Genomic DNA, 17,461 nt, shown 5'->3' on the forward strand with positions numbered 1-17,461 from the left:
AAGCCGCTGGCATGCGCGTGCCTGACACGATTGGGTTGCGATGACGTCTAGTAACGGGCCATCAGCGCGAGATGCTGCAGGTAAGCCACGGGACGCCAGTTCCGTTGATCAGGGCAGGACGCAGTTTCTCACCGTCGCTGAGGTAGCGGCGTTGATGCGGGTCTCCAAGATGACGGTGTATCGGCTTGTGCACAACGGCGAGCTGCCCGCGGTCCGGGTGGGCCGGTCCTTCCGGGTGCACGCCAAGGCCGTCCACGACATGCTGGAGACGTCATACTTCGACGCCGGCTGACCTGAAGCGCGGCCGCTCGCGGGCGGCACCCAGGCTCCGCGGTTGCGTGGCGATCGGCCGACGCCGTTTGGTGTTCGGTGCGTTCCGCCAGGTAAAGTGTCCGGGTCCAATCTTTGAAGCAGATCACGGTCAGATAGCGGAGTTCATGGGTTCAGTAATCAAGAAGCGGCGCAAGCGTATGTCGAAGAAGAAGCACCGCAAGCTGCTGCGTCGCACCCGGGTGCAGCGCAGAAAACTCGGTAAGTAACCCCGTCCGCGGCATAGTGCCGCCGTCTCGCCTGGCCGCTAGGCTGTTCGGGTGGATCCGTCGAATGGGGAGAACGCCGGGCCGGGTGACACCCCAGGCAACACGGTGCATTACCCGAAAATCGTGCTGGTCACTGGTGCCTGCCGGTTCCTGGGCGGCTACCTGACGGCTCGGCTCGCGCAGAACCCGATGATCAAAGGGGTCATCGCGGTCGATGCGATAGCGCCGAGCAAGGACATGCTGCGCCGGATGGGGCGCGCCGAGTTCGTCCGGGCCGACATCCGTAATCCCTTCATAGCCAAGGTGATTCGCAACGGCGATGTCGACACCGTGGTGCACGCGGCGGCCGCGTCGTATGCGCCGCGATCCGGCGGCACCGCGGCGTTGAAAGAGATCAACGTGATGGGCGCGATGCAGCTGTTCGCGGCCTGCCAGAAGGCGCCCTCGGTGCGCCGGGTGGTACTCAAGTCGACGTCCGAGGTGTACGGCTCGAGCGCTCACGATCCGGTGATGTTCACCGAGGACAGCACCAGCCGCCGACCGTTCCGCAACGGTTTCGCCAAGGACAGCCTCGACATCGAGGCGTACGCGCGCGGTTTGGGACGGCGCCGGCCGGACATCGCCGTGACGATCCTGCGGCTGGCCAACATGATCGGCCCGGCGATGGACACCACGCTGTCCCGTTATCTGGCCGGGCCTTTGGTGCCGACCATGTTCGGCCGAGACGCACGCCTGCAACTGCTGCACGAGCAGGATGCGCTGGGCGCATTGGAGCGTGCGGCGATGGCCGGCAAGGCGGGAACGTTCAACATCGGCGCCGAAGGCATCATCATGCTGTCGCAGGCGATTCGGCGGGCAGGCCGGATTCCTTTGCCAGTACCGGGTTTCGGCGTGTGGGCCTTGGATTCGTTACGGCGCGCAAACCGTTACAACGAGATCAGTCGTGATCAGTTTGATTACTTGAGTTATGGCCGAGTCATGGATACCAGTCGAATGCGATCAGAACTTGGCTATCAGCCGAAATGGTCGACGGCAGAGGCCTTCGACGATTACGTTCGCGGCCGAAGCCTAACTCCCATTATCGATCCACATCGGGTACGCTCCTGGGAGGGTCGCGCCATATCCCTGGCTCAGCGCTGGGGTAGCCGAAATCCAATTCCGTGGGGTGGGGTCAGGTAGGTATCGTGGCGGGTGAAACCAGAGCGAATGTCATTCCACTGCATACGAATCGGGGTCGGGTAGCTGCGCGTCGGCGAGCCGATCAAAGAGCAGAGTCATCGCGCCAGCATCCGTCGTTACTGTCTGATCCGAACGGCCGTGGCTCGGCCGAGCAGATCGCCGCGGTGGTCCGCGAAATCGACGAGCACCGCCGTGCCGCGGGATCGACGCCCGCCGACGCACCACTGAACGACCTGGCGCAGCGCGTCGCCTCGGTGGCCGGATTCCTGCGCCAGCGGATCACCGGCGACTACAGCGTCGACGAGTTCGGCTTCGACCCGCACTTCAACAGCGCGATCGTTCGGCCGTTGCTGCGGCTGTTCTTCCGGTCCTGGTTCCGGGTCGAGGTGAGCGGGATCGAAAACCTGCCGGCCGACGGCGCCGCGCTGGTGGTCGCCAACCACGCCGGTGTGTTGCCGTTCGACGGGTTGATGCTGTCGGTGGCGGTCCACGACGAGCACCCCGCGCACCGCGAGCTGCGACTGCTCGCCGCCGACATGGTGTTCGACCTGCCGGTGGTGGGCGAGGCGGCGCGCAAGGCCGGCCACACCATGGCCTGCACGACGGACGCGCACCGGTTGCTCGCCGCCGGCGAGCTCACCGCCGTATTCCCGGAGGGCTACAAGGGCCTGGGTAAGCGGTTCGAGGACCGCTACCGGCTGCAGCGGTTCGGCCGTGGCGGATTCGTCACCGCGGCGCTGCGGACCAAGGCGCCGATCATTCCCTGCTCGATCATCGGGTCCGAGGAGATCTACCCGATGCTGACCGACGTCAAGCTGCTGGCGCGGCTGTTCGGGCTGCCGTACTTCCCGATCACGCCCCTGTTCCCGCTGGCCGGTCCCGTGGGCCTGGTACCGCTGCCGTCGAAATGGCACATCGCGTTCGGTGAGCCGATCTACACCGACGACTACGCCGCCTCCGACGCCGACGACCCGATGGTCACCTTCGAGGTGACCGACCAGGTGCGCGAGACCATCCAGCAGACGCTGTACCGGCTGCTCGCCGGACGCCGCAACATCTTCTTCGGCTGAGCCGCGCAAAAGGAAACGCCACCGCGGATTTCCGCGGTGGCGTTGACCCTTCGAAAGCCGACTACTTGACCATCGTGAATTGGCAGACGTTGGTGTAGCCGTCCCGGAACAGGTCCGAGCAGCCACGCAAGTACTTCAAGTAGATGTCGTAGGTCTCCTGCCCCTTCAGGGCGATCGCCTCGTCCTTGTGCGCCTCGAGGGCATCCCCCCAAGCCGTCAGCGTCGGCACGTAGTTCTTGCCGATGAAGTGGTGCCGCTCGATCTTGAAACCCGCGTCGGTCGCGTACTTATCGACCAGGTCGACCTGGGGCAACTTTCCGCCCGGGTAGATCTCCTTCAAGATGAAACTGATGAACCGCAGCAGCGTCATGTTGATCTGCAACCCGAGCTTCTTGCCCTCCTCGGCACTGGGCACCACGATCGAGTGCAGCAGCATGCGGCCGTCGTCGGGCAGCAGGTCGTAGTACTTCTTGAAGAAGGTGGCGTAACGCTCGTACCCGGCGTCACCGGCGCCGTCGGCGAAGTGCTCGAACGCGCCCAGCGACACGATGCGGTCGATCGGTACGTCGCCCGGGAACTCCTCCCAGCCCTGGATCCGCACCTCCTTGCGGCGGGGGCTGTCCATCTTGTCGAACTCGGCCACGCAGTGGGCGTACTGGTTCTCGCTGAGCGTCAGGCCGATGACATTGACGTCGTACTCGGCGACGGCATGCCGCATGGTCGAGCCCCAGCCGCTGCCGATGTCCAGCAGCGTCATGCCCGGCTCGAGGTTCAGCTTGTCCAAGGCGAGCTTGCGCTTGGCGTACTGCGCCTCTTCTAGCGTCTTGGTCAGATTCTGCGGGTCTGGGTTTTCGTCGAAGTAACCGCAGCTGTAGGTCATCGACGGGTCAAGCCAGAGCTTGAAGAACTCGTTCGATTTGTCGTAGTGCGACCGGACTTTCTCGACCGGCGGCTTCAGCTGCGTGCTTGCCGTTTCCCCGTGTGCAGACATTTACAACGCCCCTAACTTCCCTGCGGATATGGATGCGACGGCCGCCGCGGTAGCTTCAACGTCCGCTTGGTTTGACGACTCTCCCAACATCGTGACGACACTCGTGACGATCGGCTTTCCATCGGCATCGGTCACTTCGCTGCGGATCTCTGCCAGCACGGTGCCGTGGGACTCAATCACCGAATCGAGATATGTGTCGAAGTACAGCCTATCGTGGGCCAGGATCGGCCGGTGGAACTTGAATTTCTGGTCGCGGTGAATGACCCGGGCGATGTTGATCGGGATGCTGAACTTGGTGAAGATCTCCAGCTGCACGCGGCGCCCTGCGATCGCGAGGAACGTCAGCGGCGCCACCATGTCCGAGTACCCAGCATTTTGGGATTCACGCTCGTCGAAGTGGGCCGGGTGGTCGTCCTTGATCGCCAGCGCGAACTCACGGATCTTCTCGCGACCGACCTCGAAGTAGTCCGGTGCGCGGTAATGGCTGCCGATGAGTCCTTCGGCTTCCTTGGGGACTGTCATGGCGTATGCCCTCCGGTCAAATGTGTCTCAGCGGCGCAGCCTATCAGCGTGATTGCCGCCGAGAGGCCAGCGCCGCCAGCGCACCGCCGGCCGCGCCCAGCGCCAACGCCGACGGCACCCCGATCCGAGCCGCTTTACGAGCGGTGCGGAAATCGCGAATTTCCCAGCCTCGCTCCCGCGCCAGGGCGCGCAGGCGGGCGTCGGGGTTGATGGCGACCGCCGTACCGACCAGCGACAGCATGGGGACGTCGTTGAAGCTGTCCGAGTAAGCGGTGCAGCGTTTCAGGTTGAGCCCCTCGCGAATTGCCAGCGACCGCACGGCGTGCGCCTTGCCGGTGCCGTGCAAGATATCGCCGACCAGCCTGCCGGTGAACACGCCGTCGACCGATTCCGCGACCGTGCCCAGCGCGCCGGTCAGGCCCAGCCGTCGCGCGATGGTCGCGGCGAGTTCGTAGGGCGTGGCGGTGATGAGCCACACCTGCTGGCCGGCGTCCAGATGCATCTGCGTGAGCTCGCGGGTGCCCGGCCAGATCTTGTCGGCGATGATCTCGTCGTAGATCTCCTCGCCCAGGGTGATCAGTTGTTCAACCGATCGGCCCTCGATGAAGGCGAGCGCCTTGCGCCGGCCGGCGGCGACGTCGTTGCTGTTTTCCGTCCCGAGAATCTGGAATTTGGCCTGCGCGTAGATGAATCCGACCACGTCGCGATAGGTGAAGTAGTTGCGCGTGGCCAGACCGCGCCCGAAATGCACCGCCGACGAGCCCTGCACGAGCGTGTTGTCCACGTCGAAGAAGGCGGCGGCGGTCAGGTCGACGGGGGGCTGCGGGCGGTCTTCCGAGGCGGCGGCTTCCTGCATGCCCTCGATCGCGCGGGCGGCGCTGGCGTCCGCGGCCAGCGACTCCAGGTCGACGTAACCGGATTGGTCCGCGTTGACCGGGTCAGAGGAAGTCATCGTCAAACCTCCTAGATCGCTGTGTTGCCTGGCGACCCAGCGGGTGCCCGATCTCCAACCCTATCGGGCAGATGGCGTGCGGGCGTTGACGTGTCCCGGGCTGGAGCAGGCCGGAGCTTTTGGTGCAGGCGCGATCGCCTAATCGCCTCGGATATTGATTGTGAACCAGTCCGCCGGAATCCCGTCGCGAAGGACGGAGTCAAGTTGCTCGAAGCTAAGGACTAAGACATGAGAAGCTGCGGGAGCGTCAGTCTCGCCCATCCAACCTCGATCTATAGGTTCTTGATCCACTCTCAAACTGACTCGTCCGGGAAAATTTACCGGGTCCGGGTTGGTCAAGGTGACCCGCGGATTTAACCCTTCTTGATACCAGCGGTAAGCGGGGCTGTCGGTGTATTGACCCGGGCGAGCGGCCTGACTTATCAGAAACAAGAGGTATTTTTCAGCATCTTCGAAACGCCTGAACATCCAGTACCTGTCTCGTGAACCGCGTTCCTGGGAATCAATGAAGAAGCTATCGTCTTCGCATACCAAATAAAAGGAAACATCCGCGTCGTCAATAAGAGCTAGTTCGTGTCTGGCGGTCATTTCGGGTGGGCGGCGGCCCCAATAGACTTGCTCGCGAGTCTCGCCGAGTTTCGGCTCACGGTGAGCCTGGCCAGGAATCCGGTTGCGGCCGCGAAGGTAAACCTCCTGCCACACGTACCAGGATTTAACAATACGATGGAGGAATACAGGAAAAGGGGTGAGGTCGAGATGGTAATCGGTCATATGACTCCTCATGCTATTAAGGCGGATTAAGGAAATGTCTGTCAATCAAGGCCTGAACACTGGGCCGCACACCGTTAGGGGCCAGTAGGAGGAATTGCGGTTCACCGCCCGGATGGCCGAACCAAGGCGCCGCTCTTGAAAATTCTATTTTCCAACCAGGAGGAAGTCCTGCCGACACGTCAACTTTGTAGGCGTTATACGGTTCGTCGAGACTAGTGTGAGGAAGCGAACGCCCTTCGAATGGTGTCCCTTCGAAAGCGAGCCACCTTCCGCGCGTACTGCCGATGCGATCTAGCCATTGGCCGTTCAACGACGCAATATCGTCAGCCGTATAAATTCGGACTGTACCCGGAATAGCGTATGGCTTCGCAGGGTCATCCATATCAGGGTATCTGAGTTGGCCATTTTGGTCTTCAAAGAGCTCTCGGTACTGTTCTTCGGAGAGCTCACCAAATTCTTTTGCGTCAGGGAAAACGTCTCTCGCCTTGGGAGGCCCGTTAGCGCTGCCGTCGCCGTGGTGGTGATCACCGGGTGTGTCACCGCCATCGCCAGGGTGGGGCTCGTGCGGCCCGTTGCCGTCGCCAGCGGGATGGCTGTCACCTGGCTGGTGCGGTCCGTTTCCATCGCCGGGAGGAGGACTGTCACCGGGTGGATGTGGACCGCCGTCGCCAGGCGGGTGGGGATCCCCGCCGTGCGGCTCGCCAGGATGGGCGCCCGGTTCACCGCCGTGGGGAACCTCACCCATTCCGGGAGGTGCTTCGGCGGGGATCCCGCCGGCCATGGGGGCAGACGGCGGCGTCGGCAGGTGCGGAGCCGCCGGAGTCGCGGGTGCGGACCCCGGTGCCGGACCGGCGTGGGGCGTCGGCGCGGCCGGGGGCTCGCCGGGAGATGCCGGCGCGTGGAAGGGGACCTGCTCGTGCGGCTGGGGATGGGGTGGTGTGCCTTCCGCGGGGGCCGACACCGGTGGCTTGGCCCCCGATTCCGGCGAGACCCCAATTGGTTTCGGTTCGCCGCTGCGGGGCGCCCCGCCGACCGGCGGTGGCTTGGATTCGGTGGGGCTGTGCGGCAGCGGACCGTCCGCGGGCCCCGGCGCCGGCTTGCCGGAGGGTGCCGGCTTGCCCGGGGGCGCTGGTGCCGGTTGGCCCGATTCCGGCGGCTTGGGCGCGACCGGGGGCGGCTCCGCCGGAGGCTTGACCGACGGTGGCTTCGGAATTTCGGGCGGCTTCTTCAAACCTTTCAGCACATCGGCTGCCCGGCTCCCCGCCTTGCCGACCTTGGAGAGTGGGCCGCCCGGCAACGCCAAGGTCGCCACGTCGAAAATGGATTTGCCGAGGGCCTCGGCGGGATTGGTGCCCCACTCGTCCCAGTGAGTGACGTCTTTGCCCAATGCCTTCCATGACTCGGCGACTCCAGGCCCACCGTCGGGGCCCAATCCGACGAGAGGCAACTCCCCGGAGACCATGTCGGCCACGTCCTTGGCGTAGCCCAACGGGTCGCTTTGGAGCCGGCTTGGGCTGAATTTCGCGAGCATCTCAAGGAAATCCCAGCCCTCGACGCCGACGCCTTTGACGGTCTGGCCCACCTGATTGAGGGCCCTGCCGACCGGCGTTCCGTGCAAAAAGTGGTCCCACTCTTTATCCGCCCAGTGCGCCATATCCTTTGCGGCGGTGGCCGCCTCGGACATGGTGGTCTTGATCTGGCCGGCAAGCGTTTCGGCTTCCTGGGAGAAGTTGTCGACCACCGTTTTGATGTCGTCGGCGATTCTTTTGATCTCGTCTTCGTCTTCGTCGGTCAGGAGATCCCAGACCTCTTTGATCCCGGTCAGCGGATCGCAGATGCGGGACAACAGATCCAGGATCGCCGCGTGGACCTTGTCGATCTTGGCTGCGTAGCTGTTCAGTTGCGCAGCGATCGTTTGGCATTGCCGCGCAACGGTGGTCGTGGCGCAGGACCCATCAGCCAACGCTTTGTTGATGGCCGCGGCCTCGGGAATCTGCTGCCCGGCAATGCCGGCCATCGTGGCGCCGCCGGCCGCGATCTCGGTCGTCATGAAGTTGACACCCGCGGTCGTCCACGCCGCCGCGGCGGCGCGCAGCTTCGCCGAATCGCCAGTGGGCCAGATCATTCCGATATACGGCGCGACCCAGCTCCAGCCCGCCGGGGCGCTACTACCGGCACCGACGGCCGACGGCGGCGAAGCCTTGCCGGTCAACGGCGCGGTGACCGGCGGTGTCGGCAGACTCCCGGCCCGGCCCGCGACATCCGACATCGCCTCGGCGAGTGCGTAGTTGTGTGCCGACATCCGCACGCCGTCGCCGATGCTGCACAACCCGTTGCGGGTTTTGGTCATCGCTTCGATCACCTTGGCCGCTGCGCCGTCATATGCGCGGCCGAGCGCCGCTCCCACCGGATCGTCACCTGCCATGCGCGCACTGCCGGCCAGTGCCGTGGTCAGGGCCGAAATCACCGATCCCAGCGAAACGCCGGTGGCCAGCACGGTGGCACCGGCGCGGTCTAGGGCAGTCGGGTCACACGCCAGCGGCGCCATGTATTCACGACCACATGCCGAGATTCGTCGACACCGCGCCGGTGTAGTTGCCGTGCGCGGTCGTGGCCACCTTCTGCAGTTGCGCCAGCGCTTCGCGCATCATCGCCTCGCCGCGAACCCAGTGCTGATGTGCCTCGGCATGAGCCGCCGCGGCAGCACCGGTCCACGATGCGTGCAGACGCGTTACGCGAGAATCGATTTCGGCGATCATGTCTTCGGCATAGCGTTGAAACGCCACCATCCGCTGCACCGCGTCGGCCAACGCCTGCGGATCAACCCGAAACGCCTCAGCCACCGCGCACCGCCCGCTCCGCCTGCGCTGACCCGGCCTCGTTGCTCTGATACGCCCCGCCTGCCTGGTCGACCAGATGCGCCAGCATCGACAACCCAAGCTCCACCTCGCGGGCACCCTTATGCCACAGCTCCCACGCGGATCCGTACGCGGTGCCCGCCGCACCCTGCCAACCGCCCAACATCTGACCCACCTGATCGTCGAGCTGGGACAGCTGGGCCGAGAGCTGCTCGGCCGCACCGCTGAGCGAGACGGCAGCGCCCTGCATGACGACGGGATCGACCCGCAGCGTTTCGTCGGCCATAGTCGGAACATAACGCCTGGTAGATGGCCCCACAAGTCACCGATGACACACTGGGGCCATGACTGAGGCGACCGACCTGCCCCAGGTGGAGCTGTTAACCCGCGACGGGTGCACCATCTGTGAGCGCGTGCATGCCCGGTTGGTCGAACTGGCCGGTGAACTGGGCTTCGAGTTGTCGACGACGGACGTCGACGCCGCGGCCTCGGCGGGCAACACCGCGCTGCGGGCCGAGTTCGGCGACCGGCTGCCGGTGGTCCTGCTCGACGGCCGCGAACACAGTTACTGGGAGATCGACGAGCCCCGGCTGCGGGCCGATCTCGGCCGCTGACCAGTGCGGCGGCGCCCAGCCGCCCAGCGCGGGGCAATTATTTGGTAGCCCAGCTGATAAACGTTTACCGTGGACAGCAGTTCAGTTACTGGAGGAAGCAAGGGAGCTGGCCAGGTGATGCTGCCGTGAGCGTCTTGCTCTTCGGGGTTTCGCACCGTAGTGCGCCGGTCTCCGTCCTGGAACAACTCAGCATCGACGAGTCCGATCAGGGCAAGATCGTCGACCGGGTGTTGCAGTCGCCACTGGTGACCGAGGCGATGGTGCTGTCGACATGCAACCGGGTCGAGGTCTACGCGGTGGTGGACGCGTTCCACGGCGGGTTAGCGGTGATCGGGCAGGTGCTGTCCGAACAGTCCGGGATGTCGATGACCGACCTCACCAAATACGCGTACGTCCGGTACAGCGAAGCCGCCGTCGAGCACCTGTTCGCGGTCGCCAGCGGGCTGGATTCCGCGGTGATCGGTGAGCAGCAGGTGCTCGGTCAGGTCCGCCGCGCCTACGCCAACGCCGAGACCAACCGCACAGTCGGCCGGATACTGCACGAGCTGGCCCAGCGGGCCCTGTCGGTGGGCAAGCGGGTGCATTCCGAAACCGCCATCGACGCCGCCGGCGCCTCGGTGGTGTCCGTCGCCCTGAACATGGCAGAACGCCGCCTGGGCAGCCTGTCGGGCAAGACCGCCGTCGTGGTCGGCGCCGGAGCGATGGGCGCCCTGGCCGCGGCACACCTTTCTCGTGCCGGCATCGGGCAGGTGCACGTGGTCAACCGGTCGTTGTCCCGGGGCCAGCGCCTGGTCCGCAAGATCCGCGACGCCGGCGTGCCGGCCGACGCCGTGCCCCTGGAGCGCTTGGCCGACACCTTGGCGGGCGCCGATGTCGTCGTCAGCTGTACCGGCGCGGTGACCCCGGTGGTCTCGCTGGCCGACGTGCACCACGCGCTGGCCGCCGCGTACCGCGACGAAGAGAAGAACCCGCTGGTGATCTGCGACCTGGGCATGCCGCGCGACGTCGACCCGGCGGTGGCGGGCCTGCCCGGCGTCTGGGTCGTCGATGTGGACCGTGTGCAGCATGAGCCCTCGGCCCACGCCGCGGCCGCGGATGTCGACGCCGCCCGCACCATCGTCGCCACCGAAGTTGCCGCCTATCTGGCCGGACAGAAGATGGCCGAGGTCACGCCGACGGTCACCGCGCTACGCCAGCGCGCTGCCGATGTGGTCGAAGCGGAACTGCTGCGCCTCGACAACCGGCTGCCCGGGCTCGAGAGCGCCCAGCGCGAAGAGGTGGCCCGCACCGTGCGACGGGTGGTGGACAAGCTGCTGCACGCACCGACCGTGCGGATCAAACAGCTCGCCAGCGCGCCCGGCGGCGACAGCTACGCAGAGGCGTTGCGCGAACTCTTCGAACTCGACCAGACCGCCGTCGACGCCGTGGCCGCGGGCGAATTGCCAGTCATTGCAAACGCATTCGACGCGGGTACCCCGCAGCAAAACGCCGAGTAGGCGATTGGCGAACGTGATCCGGATAGGCACCCGGGGCAGCCTGCTGGCCACTACCCAGGCCGGGTTAGTAAGAGACGCTTTGATCGCGCTGGGACACCCGGCGGAGCTGGTGATCATCAGCACGGCCGGGGACCGCTCGTCGGGCCCCATCGAGTCGCTCGGCGTGGGTGTCTTCACCACCGCACTGCGCGACGCCATGGAGGAGGGCCGAGTCGACGCTGCGGTGCACTCCCATAAGGACCTGCCGACCGCCGACGACCCGAGGTTTGCTGTGGCGGCCATACCGGTGCGCAATGATCCACGCGACGCGGTGGTCGCCCGCGACGGACTGGTGCTCGCGGAGTTGCCAGCCGGTTCGCTGGTGGGTACCTCGTCGCCGCGGCGGGCCGCGCAGCTTAGAGCATTGGGTCTCGGTTTGGAAATCCGCCCCCTACGAGGCAACCTAGATACCAGGTTGAACAGGGTAAGCAGTGGTGATCTCGACGCGATCGTGGTAGCCCGGGCGGGACTCGCCCGGATCGGTCGCCTCGACGATGTCACCGAGACGCTAGAGCCGGTGCAGATGTTGCCAGCACCGGCTCAGGGCGCGCTCGCCGTCGAATGCCGTTCCGGTGACAGCCGGTTAGCGGCAGTGCTGGCGGAACTGGACGACGCCGACACGCGTGCGTCGGTCACCGCGGAGCGAGCCCTGCTGGCCGAACTGGAGGCCGGTTGCTCCGCACCGGTGGGCGCGATCGCCGAAGTGGTCGAGTCCATCGATGAGGAAGGCCGGATCTTCGAAGAGCTGTCGCTGCGCGGTTGCGTGGCGGCGCTGGACGGGTCCGACGTGATCCGCGCGTCCGGTATCGGCAGTCCCGATCGGGCACGAGAGCTTGGGCTTTCGGTGGCCGCGGAGCTGTTCGAGCTGGGCGCCCGAGAGCTGATGAGCGAAGCGCGGCAAGACCCGGCGCGAGGAAGTTAAATGCGAATTACTGGGAGCGACAATGACGACGCGAGGGCGTAAGCCGACACCCGGCCGCATCACGTACGTGGGCTCCGGCCCGGGTGACCCGGGGTTGCTGACGACCCGGGCCGCGACGGTGCTGGCGAACGCCGCTTTGGTGTTCACCGACCCCGACGTGCCTGAGCCGGTGCTGGCCATGATCGGCAAAGACCTGCCACCGGTGTCCGGCCCGGCTCCGGCCGAGCCGGCCGCCGCCAACGGCGACGGCGATTCCGACCGGGGCAAGGCGCAGCCTGCGGTGATCTCCGGCGGTCCCGATATCCGCCCGGCGCTGGGTGACCCCGCCGAGGTGGCCAAGACGCTGACCACCGAGGCGCGGACGGGCGTCGACGTGGTGCGGCTGGTGGCCGGCGACCCGCTGACGGTCGACGCGGTCATCACCGAGGTCAATGCCATAGCCCGGAGCCACCTGCACATCGAGATCGTGCCCGGCCTGGCGCCCACCGATGCCGTCCCGACGTATGCGGGGTTGCCGCTGGGCTCCTCGCACACGGTTGCCGACGTGCGCGACCCACATGTCGATTGGGAAGCTTTGGCCGCGGCGCCCGGCCCGCTGATTCTGCAGGCCACGTCGTCGCATCTGGCCGACGCGGCGCGCACCCTGATCGAGCACGAGCTCGCCGAGAACACCCCGTGCGTGGTGACCGCGCAGGGCACCACCTGTCAGCAGCGTTCCATCGAGACCACGCTGCACGGCTTGACCGACTCGGCGGTGCTGGGCGGTACCGACCCCGCCGGCCCGCTGACCGGTCCGCTGGTGGTGACCATCGGCAAGACGGTGGCCAGCCGAGCGAAGTTGAACTGGTGGGAGAGCCGCGCGCTGTACGGCTGGACCGTGCTGGTGCCCCGCACCAAGGACCAGGCCGGCGAGATGAGCGAGCGGCTGACCTCCTACGGCGCGCTGCCGATCGAGGTGCCGACCATCGCGGTCGAGCCGCCGCGCAGCCCCGCCCAGATGGAAAGGGCCGTCAAGGGTTTGGTCGACGGCCGCTTCCAGTGGGTGGTGTTCACCTCCACCAACGCGGTGCGCGCGGTGTGGGAGAAGTTTGGCGAGTTCGGTCTGGACGCGCGTGCGTTCTCCGGAGTGAAGATCGCGTGTGTGGGAGAGTCGACCGCCGACCGGGTCCGGGCGTTCGGGATCAGCCCCGAACTGGTGCCGGCCGGCGAGCAGTCGTCACTGGGTCTGCTCGACGACTTCCCGCCCTATGACAGCATTTTCGACCCGGTCAACCGGGTGTTGCTGCCGCGCGCCGACATCGCCACCGAGACGCTGGCCGAGGGTCTGCGCGAACGTGGTTGGGAGATCGAGGATGTCACCGCCTACCGGACGGTGCGGGCCGCCCCGCCGCCGGCGGAAACGCGGGAAATGATCAAGACCGGTGGGTTCGACGCGGTGTGCTTCACATCCAGTTCCACGGTGCGAAACCTGGTCGGAATCGCCGGCAAGCCGCACGCGCGGACCATCATCGCCTGCATCGGTCCCAAGACCGCGGAGACCGCAGCCGAATTCGGTCTGCGGGTGGATGTCCAGCCCGAAACCGCCGCTGTCGGCCCGTTGGTCGACGCGCTGGCCGAACACGCCGCGCGGTTGCGTGCCGAGGGTGCGTTGCCGCCGCCGCGCAAAAAGAGCCGCAGGCGCTAGATGGCCTTCCCGCGGCAGCGTCCGCGCCGGCTCCGCACCACCCCGGCCTTGCGCCGTTTGGTGGCGCAAACGTCCTTGGAGCCAAGGCATTTGGTGCTGCCGATGTTCGTCGCCGACGGCATCGACGAACCACGGCCAATCACGTCCATGCCGGGCGTGGTGCAGCACACCCGTGATTCGTTGCGCAGCGCGGCCGCCAGTGCCGTCGCCGCCGGCGTGGGCGGGTTGATGCTGTTCGGTGTGCCCCGGGATGAGGACAAGGATTCGATCGGATCGGCCGGGACCGACCCCGATGGCATCCTCAATGTGGCCCTGCGGGATTTGGCCAAGGATCTCGGGGAGGCCACCGTGTTGATGGCCGATACCTGCCTGGACGAGTTCACCGACCACGGACACTGCGGCGTTCTCGACGCCCGGGGTCGGGTCGACAATGACGCCACCCTGGCACGGTATGTGGATCTCGCTGTGGCGCAAGCTGAATCGGGCGCTCACGTGGTGGGGCCGAGCGGCATGATGGACGGACAGGTCGGCGCCATTCGCGACGGGCTGGACGCCGCGGGCTTCACCGACGTGGCGATCCTGGCCTATGCCGCCAAGTTCGCCTCGGTGTTCTACGGCCCGTTTCGTGAGGCGGTCGGTTCCAGCCTCTCCGGCGACCGGCGCACCTATCAGCAGGAGGCGGGCAACGCCCGCGAGGCGCTGCGCGAGATCGAGCTCGACCTTGACGAAGGCGCCGACATCGTGATGATCAAGCCGGCGATGAGTTATCTCGACGTGGTCGCGGCCGCGGCGGACGTCTCACCCGTTCCCGTCGCGGCCTATCAAGTGTCGGGGGAGTACGCGATGATTTGCGCTGCAGCCGCGAACAATTGGATCGACGAACGCGCCGCGGCGCTGGAGTCGCTGACCAGCATCCGGCGCGCCGGAGCCGATATCGTCCTCACCTATTGGGCCGCGGATGCGGCAGGGTGGCTCTCGTGAGACGGGGCTTGCGATGACCACCGACGGCGACACCGAACCCAAGCGGTTGTTCTACGAACCCGGCGCCAGCTGGTGGTGGCTGGCGTGCGGTCCGGCCGCGGCGGTGGCCATGGTGCTGATCGAGATCTGGAGCGGTGCCCCGGTGTCGCTGGTGGTGCCCGCGATCTTCCTGGTACTCGTATCGGCGTTCCTCGCGATACAGGTGATGGCCGCACGGATCCACGTCTCGGTCGAGCTTACCGACGATGCCCTGCGCCAGGGCACCGAAACAATCCTGGTCCGCGAAATCGTCAAGGTGTATCCCGAGCCCGAGAACCACGAAGCGTCCGGGAAAGATCTGGCCCGCTGGCAGTCGTCCCGGGCGCTCGGCGAACTGGTCGGCGTGCCGCGCCGGCGCGTCGGCATCGGGCTCAAGCTCACCAACGATCGCACGGTCCAGGCCTGGGCGCGTCGCCATCGTCGGCTGCGCGCCGCACTGACCCCACTGGTCCAGGAGCGCGTCGATCCCACCCGATCCGACGTCATCGACGGCGAGTGGGACGACGACACCGGGATGGCGCGATGAACGCCCGCCCGCGCGCGGTGGTCGAGCTCGGTCTGGCCTGCGTCGCGTTCGTGTGTTCGGGACTGGCGTGGTTTCACTCGCATCACACGGTGATCGTGGCGCCGATCGCCGACGGCCAGCCCTCCACCACGTCGCTGTTGTACGACCCGCAGCTGCTGCTGCTGACGCTGGTGCTGTTGACGAGCGCCGGGGTACTGGCGGTCATCGGGACTGCGAGGCTGCGGCGCGTACGGTCGCGCGCTAAGTCGCCTTCTTGACGAGCGGCAGCGCCATGCGGCGGCGAAGCACGATGGCGTCGGCCCGATCCTGGAGCGCCTCGTGAACCGAGCGCATAATCGGAAAATTGGCGTCATGACCGGTGTCATCCAGCATCTGGGTCACCGCTGAGCTGGCGACCAGGGTCCAATCCACCCCGGCTGCACGACATTCGGCGTCGAACGTGTACAGCAGCGAGATGCCGGCCTCAGCAAATTCGTTGACATCGGCCACGTCGAGCACCACGGGGTTTTCTCCGAGCGTGAAGCGCGCAATGTGGTGGCTGATCCGGTCTACATTCAAGTCGTCGATTTCGCCGCGAATGTGCACCACGGTCGCCAGGTGGCGGTAGTGCGCCCGGACTTGAGCGCCGTCGCAGTCAAACACGCAATTGTCGTGGCCAGCCGGGCTGCCTGCGATCGTCATGACCCCTCAACTCTCCGTGCCGCTCGCGGGGGCGCCTTCACGCTCACCGAAGGGCACTTATGACGCTAGCCCGCAAGCCTAAGGGGACCGGAAGCCGTGTCTAACGCTTTGCTAAGAAGCGGTTGTGTGCCCACCGCGAACCGGAGGCTGAGCAAACGCTCAGCGGGCTGTCGGGCTAGCGGATTACCCCGGAACGCCGTTTGCCACACCACAACCGTCCCCGCATGCCGCCGATTGCGCTGCTAGGCTGCCAAGGCTGCCGGTTGCTGGTCGGGGGGCTTGTGAAAAGGCGAAATGTCCCGCTCAACCGAAGTAGCAGGAGAACCAAACAGCAGGATTCGGACGGGAAGAGCAGCGTGCGGGGCGGAGAGATCAGGGGCGAGATCACCGCCCTGACGGGGCTCCGCATCATCGCCGCGCTCTGGGTGGTGCTCTTCCACTTCCGGCCGATGCTCAGCGACGTGTCGCCCGACTTCCGCGACGCCCTCGCGCCGGTGCTCAACTGCGGCGCCCAAGGCGTCGACCTGTTCTTCATTCTCAGCGGGTTCGTGCTGACGTACAACTATCTCGACCGCATGGGCCGGTCCTGGTCGACCCGCGCCACCCTGCATTTTCTGTGGCTGCGCCTGGCCCGGGTATGGCCGGTGTACCTGGTCACCTTGCACCTCGCCGCACTGTGGGTGATCTTCACCCTGCACGTCGGTCATGTGCCGTCGCCGGATGCCGCCTCGCTCACCGCGATCAGCTACGTGCGCCAGATCCTGTTGGTGCAGTTGTGGTTTGTGCCGTTCTTCGACGACTCGAGTTGGGACGGCCCGGCCTGGTCGATCAGTGCCGAATGGCTGGCCTATCTGCTCTTCGCCGTCCTGGTGCTGGTCCTGTTGCGGATGAAGCAGGCGACCAGGGCGCGCAGCCTGATGGTCCTGGCCTTCGCGGCGTCGTTGCCGCCCGTGGTGATGCTGCTCGCCAGCGGCCATTTCTACACGCCGTGGAGCTGGCTGCCCCGCATTGTCACGCAATTCACGGCGGGCGCGCTGGCCTGTGCCGCGGTGCGCAGGCTGCGGCTGAGCGATCCTGGCCGCCGCGTCGCCGGATACGTCTCCCTGCTGCTCCTGGCCGCGATGGTCGGTGTGCTGTATTGGTTTGGCGCGCACCCGATATCGGGAGTGGTGGAGAACGACAGCGGCGGCGTCGTCGACGTGTTATTCGTTCCGCTGGTGATCTCGCTGGCCATCGGGCTCGGCAGCCTGCCGCGGGTGCTGTCGACGCGCGTGATGGTGTACGGCGGCAAGATCTCGTTCTGCCTGTACATGGTGCATGAGCTGGTGCACACCGCCTGGGGCTGGGCCGTGGAGCAATTCGAGCTCCCGACCCTGGACAACCCGTGGAAATGGAACATCATCGGCCTGCTCGCGATCGCCCTGGCCTTCTCCGTGCTGCTGTATCACGGTGTCGAAGAGCCCGCCCGCCGTTGGATGCGAAAGATGGTCGACGTCAGGGCCGTCAGCGCGCGAAGCGATCCCGGCGATTCAAACAGTAACTTGCATCCGATCGACCGTCCGCTGGAAGCGGTTTCGGCCCGCGCGATGTGATGGCC

At 66.1% G+C, this 17,461-nt stretch carries 20 protein-coding genes; 12 read left to right on the forward strand and 8 right to left on the reverse strand.

The window, feature by feature from the left end:
* Positions 1-40 precede the first annotated feature (40 nt).
* The 4 genes from ACZYVJ_RS18025 to ACZYVJ_RS18040 all read left to right on the forward strand — a co-directional run bounded on the left by ACZYVJ_RS18025 (position 41) and on the right by ACZYVJ_RS18040 (position 2,788).
* Positions 41-292 carry a cell division/environmental response transcriptional regulator gene (locus tag ACZYVJ_RS18025; RefSeq protein ID WP_066992137.1) on the forward strand — a complete coding sequence of 84 codons (252 nt, stop codon included), beginning with the start codon at positions 41-43 and terminating at the stop codon, positions 290-292.
* A gap of 145 nt (positions 293-437) precedes the next feature.
* Entirely contained in the window at positions 438-539 is a 102-nt protein-coding gene (locus ACZYVJ_RS18030) for a 30S ribosomal protein bS22 (protein ID WP_003402602.1), read from the forward strand.
* Between the two features lie 51 nt (positions 540-590).
* Positions 591-1,718, forward strand: a complete 1,128-nt coding sequence (locus tag ACZYVJ_RS18035; protein ID WP_463832269.1) for an SDR family oxidoreductase — start codon at positions 591-593, stop codon at positions 1,716-1,718.
* Entirely contained in the window at positions 1,700-2,788 is a 1,089-nt protein-coding gene (locus tag ACZYVJ_RS18040) for a lysophospholipid acyltransferase family protein (protein ID WP_463832270.1), read from the forward strand. Before ACZYVJ_RS18035 ends, ACZYVJ_RS18040 begins: the two co-directional genes overlap by 19 nt.
* Positions 2,789-2,849: 61 nt before the next feature.
* Here ACZYVJ_RS18040 and ACZYVJ_RS18045 read toward each other — a convergent pair whose 3' ends face one another.
* The 7 genes from ACZYVJ_RS18045 to ACZYVJ_RS18075 form a co-directional block, all read right to left on the reverse strand.
* A complete protein-coding gene (locus ACZYVJ_RS18045; protein ID WP_463832271.1) occupies positions 2,850-3,779 on the reverse strand; it encodes a cyclopropane mycolic acid synthase family methyltransferase in 930 nt (309 codons plus the stop codon).
* Positions 3,780-4,301: an FAS1-like dehydratase domain-containing protein gene (locus ACZYVJ_RS18050; protein ID WP_463832272.1), complete on the reverse strand. Its 522-nt coding sequence runs from the start codon at positions 4,299-4,301 to the stop codon at positions 3,780-3,782.
* A gap of 43 nt (positions 4,302-4,344) precedes the next feature.
* Complete coding sequence (locus ACZYVJ_RS18055) at positions 4,345-5,253, reverse strand: HAD family hydrolase (protein ID WP_463832273.1); 909 nt, start codon at positions 5,251-5,253, stop codon at positions 4,345-4,347.
* Between the two features lie 138 nt (positions 5,254-5,391).
* Positions 5,392-6,024 carry a hypothetical protein gene (locus ACZYVJ_RS18060; protein ID WP_463832274.1) on the reverse strand — a complete coding sequence of 211 codons (633 nt, stop codon included), beginning with the start codon at positions 6,022-6,024 and terminating at the stop codon, positions 5,392-5,394.
* Positions 6,025-6,040: 16 nt separating this feature from the next.
* On the reverse strand, positions 6,041-8,572 hold the full coding sequence (locus ACZYVJ_RS18065) for a TNT domain-containing protein (protein ID WP_463832275.1): 2,532 nt from the start codon (positions 8,570-8,572) through the stop codon (positions 6,041-6,043).
* A 4-nt stretch (positions 8,573-8,576) separates the two neighbouring features.
* Positions 8,577-8,867, reverse strand: a complete 291-nt coding sequence (locus tag ACZYVJ_RS18070) for a WXG100 family type VII secretion target (protein ID WP_463832276.1) — start codon at positions 8,865-8,867, stop codon at positions 8,577-8,579.
* Entirely contained in the window at positions 8,860-9,168 is a 309-nt protein-coding gene (locus ACZYVJ_RS18075) for a WXG100 family type VII secretion target (RefSeq protein ID WP_463832277.1), read from the reverse strand. The genes ACZYVJ_RS18070 and ACZYVJ_RS18075 overlap by 8 nt, the downstream gene beginning before the upstream one ends.
* A gap of 58 nt (positions 9,169-9,226) precedes the next feature.
* Between ACZYVJ_RS18075 and ACZYVJ_RS18080 the strand changes: the two genes are divergently transcribed.
* From ACZYVJ_RS18080 to ACZYVJ_RS18110, 7 genes are all read left to right on the forward strand, one after another.
* The gene (locus ACZYVJ_RS18080) at positions 9,227-9,496 is read left to right on the forward strand and encodes a glutaredoxin family protein (protein WP_463832278.1); all 270 of its coding nucleotides are present in this window, start codon (positions 9,227-9,229) and stop codon (positions 9,494-9,496) included.
* 125 nt (positions 9,497-9,621) lie between these two features.
* Positions 9,622-10,992 (forward strand): glutamyl-tRNA reductase, encoded by a 1,371-nt coding sequence (locus tag ACZYVJ_RS18085; protein WP_463832279.1) that lies wholly within the window; start codon positions 9,622-9,624, stop codon positions 10,990-10,992.
* Between the two features lie 13 nt (positions 10,993-11,005).
* A complete protein-coding gene (gene hemC, locus ACZYVJ_RS18090) occupies positions 11,006-11,953 on the forward strand; it encodes a hydroxymethylbilane synthase (RefSeq protein ID WP_463832280.1) in 948 nt (315 codons plus the stop codon).
* 22 nt (positions 11,954-11,975) lie between these two features.
* Positions 11,976-13,637, forward strand: coding sequence for a bifunctional uroporphyrinogen-III C-methyltransferase/uroporphyrinogen-III synthase (locus ACZYVJ_RS18095; protein ID WP_463832281.1), 1,662 nt, complete (start codon positions 11,976-11,978; stop codon positions 13,635-13,637).
* Positions 13,638-14,618: a porphobilinogen synthase gene (hemB, locus tag ACZYVJ_RS18100; protein WP_463832282.1), complete on the forward strand. Its 981-nt coding sequence runs from the start codon at positions 13,638-13,640 to the stop codon at positions 14,616-14,618.
* A 13-nt stretch (positions 14,619-14,631) separates the two neighbouring features.
* Positions 14,632-15,183 (forward strand): DUF3093 domain-containing protein, encoded by a 552-nt coding sequence (locus ACZYVJ_RS18105; protein WP_463832283.1) that lies wholly within the window; start codon positions 14,632-14,634, stop codon positions 15,181-15,183.
* Complete coding sequence (locus ACZYVJ_RS18110) at positions 15,180-15,440, forward strand: hypothetical protein (protein ID WP_463832284.1); 261 nt, start codon at positions 15,180-15,182, stop codon at positions 15,438-15,440. Before ACZYVJ_RS18105 ends, ACZYVJ_RS18110 begins: the two co-directional genes overlap by 4 nt.
* Here ACZYVJ_RS18110 and ACZYVJ_RS18115 read toward each other — a convergent pair.
* Positions 15,424-15,864: an STAS domain-containing protein gene (locus tag ACZYVJ_RS18115; RefSeq protein WP_463832285.1), complete on the reverse strand. Its 441-nt coding sequence runs from the start codon at positions 15,862-15,864 to the stop codon at positions 15,424-15,426. The genes ACZYVJ_RS18110 and ACZYVJ_RS18115 overlap by 17 nt on opposite strands.
* Before the next feature lie 356 nt (positions 15,865-16,220).
* On the opposite strand from ACZYVJ_RS18115, the gene ACZYVJ_RS18120 reads away from it, so the two are divergent.
* A complete protein-coding gene (locus ACZYVJ_RS18120) occupies positions 16,221-17,456 on the forward strand; it encodes an acyltransferase family protein (RefSeq protein ID WP_463832286.1) in 1,236 nt (411 codons plus the stop codon).
* The last annotated feature ends 5 nt before the right edge of the window (positions 17,457-17,461 follow it).

The organism is Mycobacterium sp. IDUB_3, from assembly GCF_055419585.1.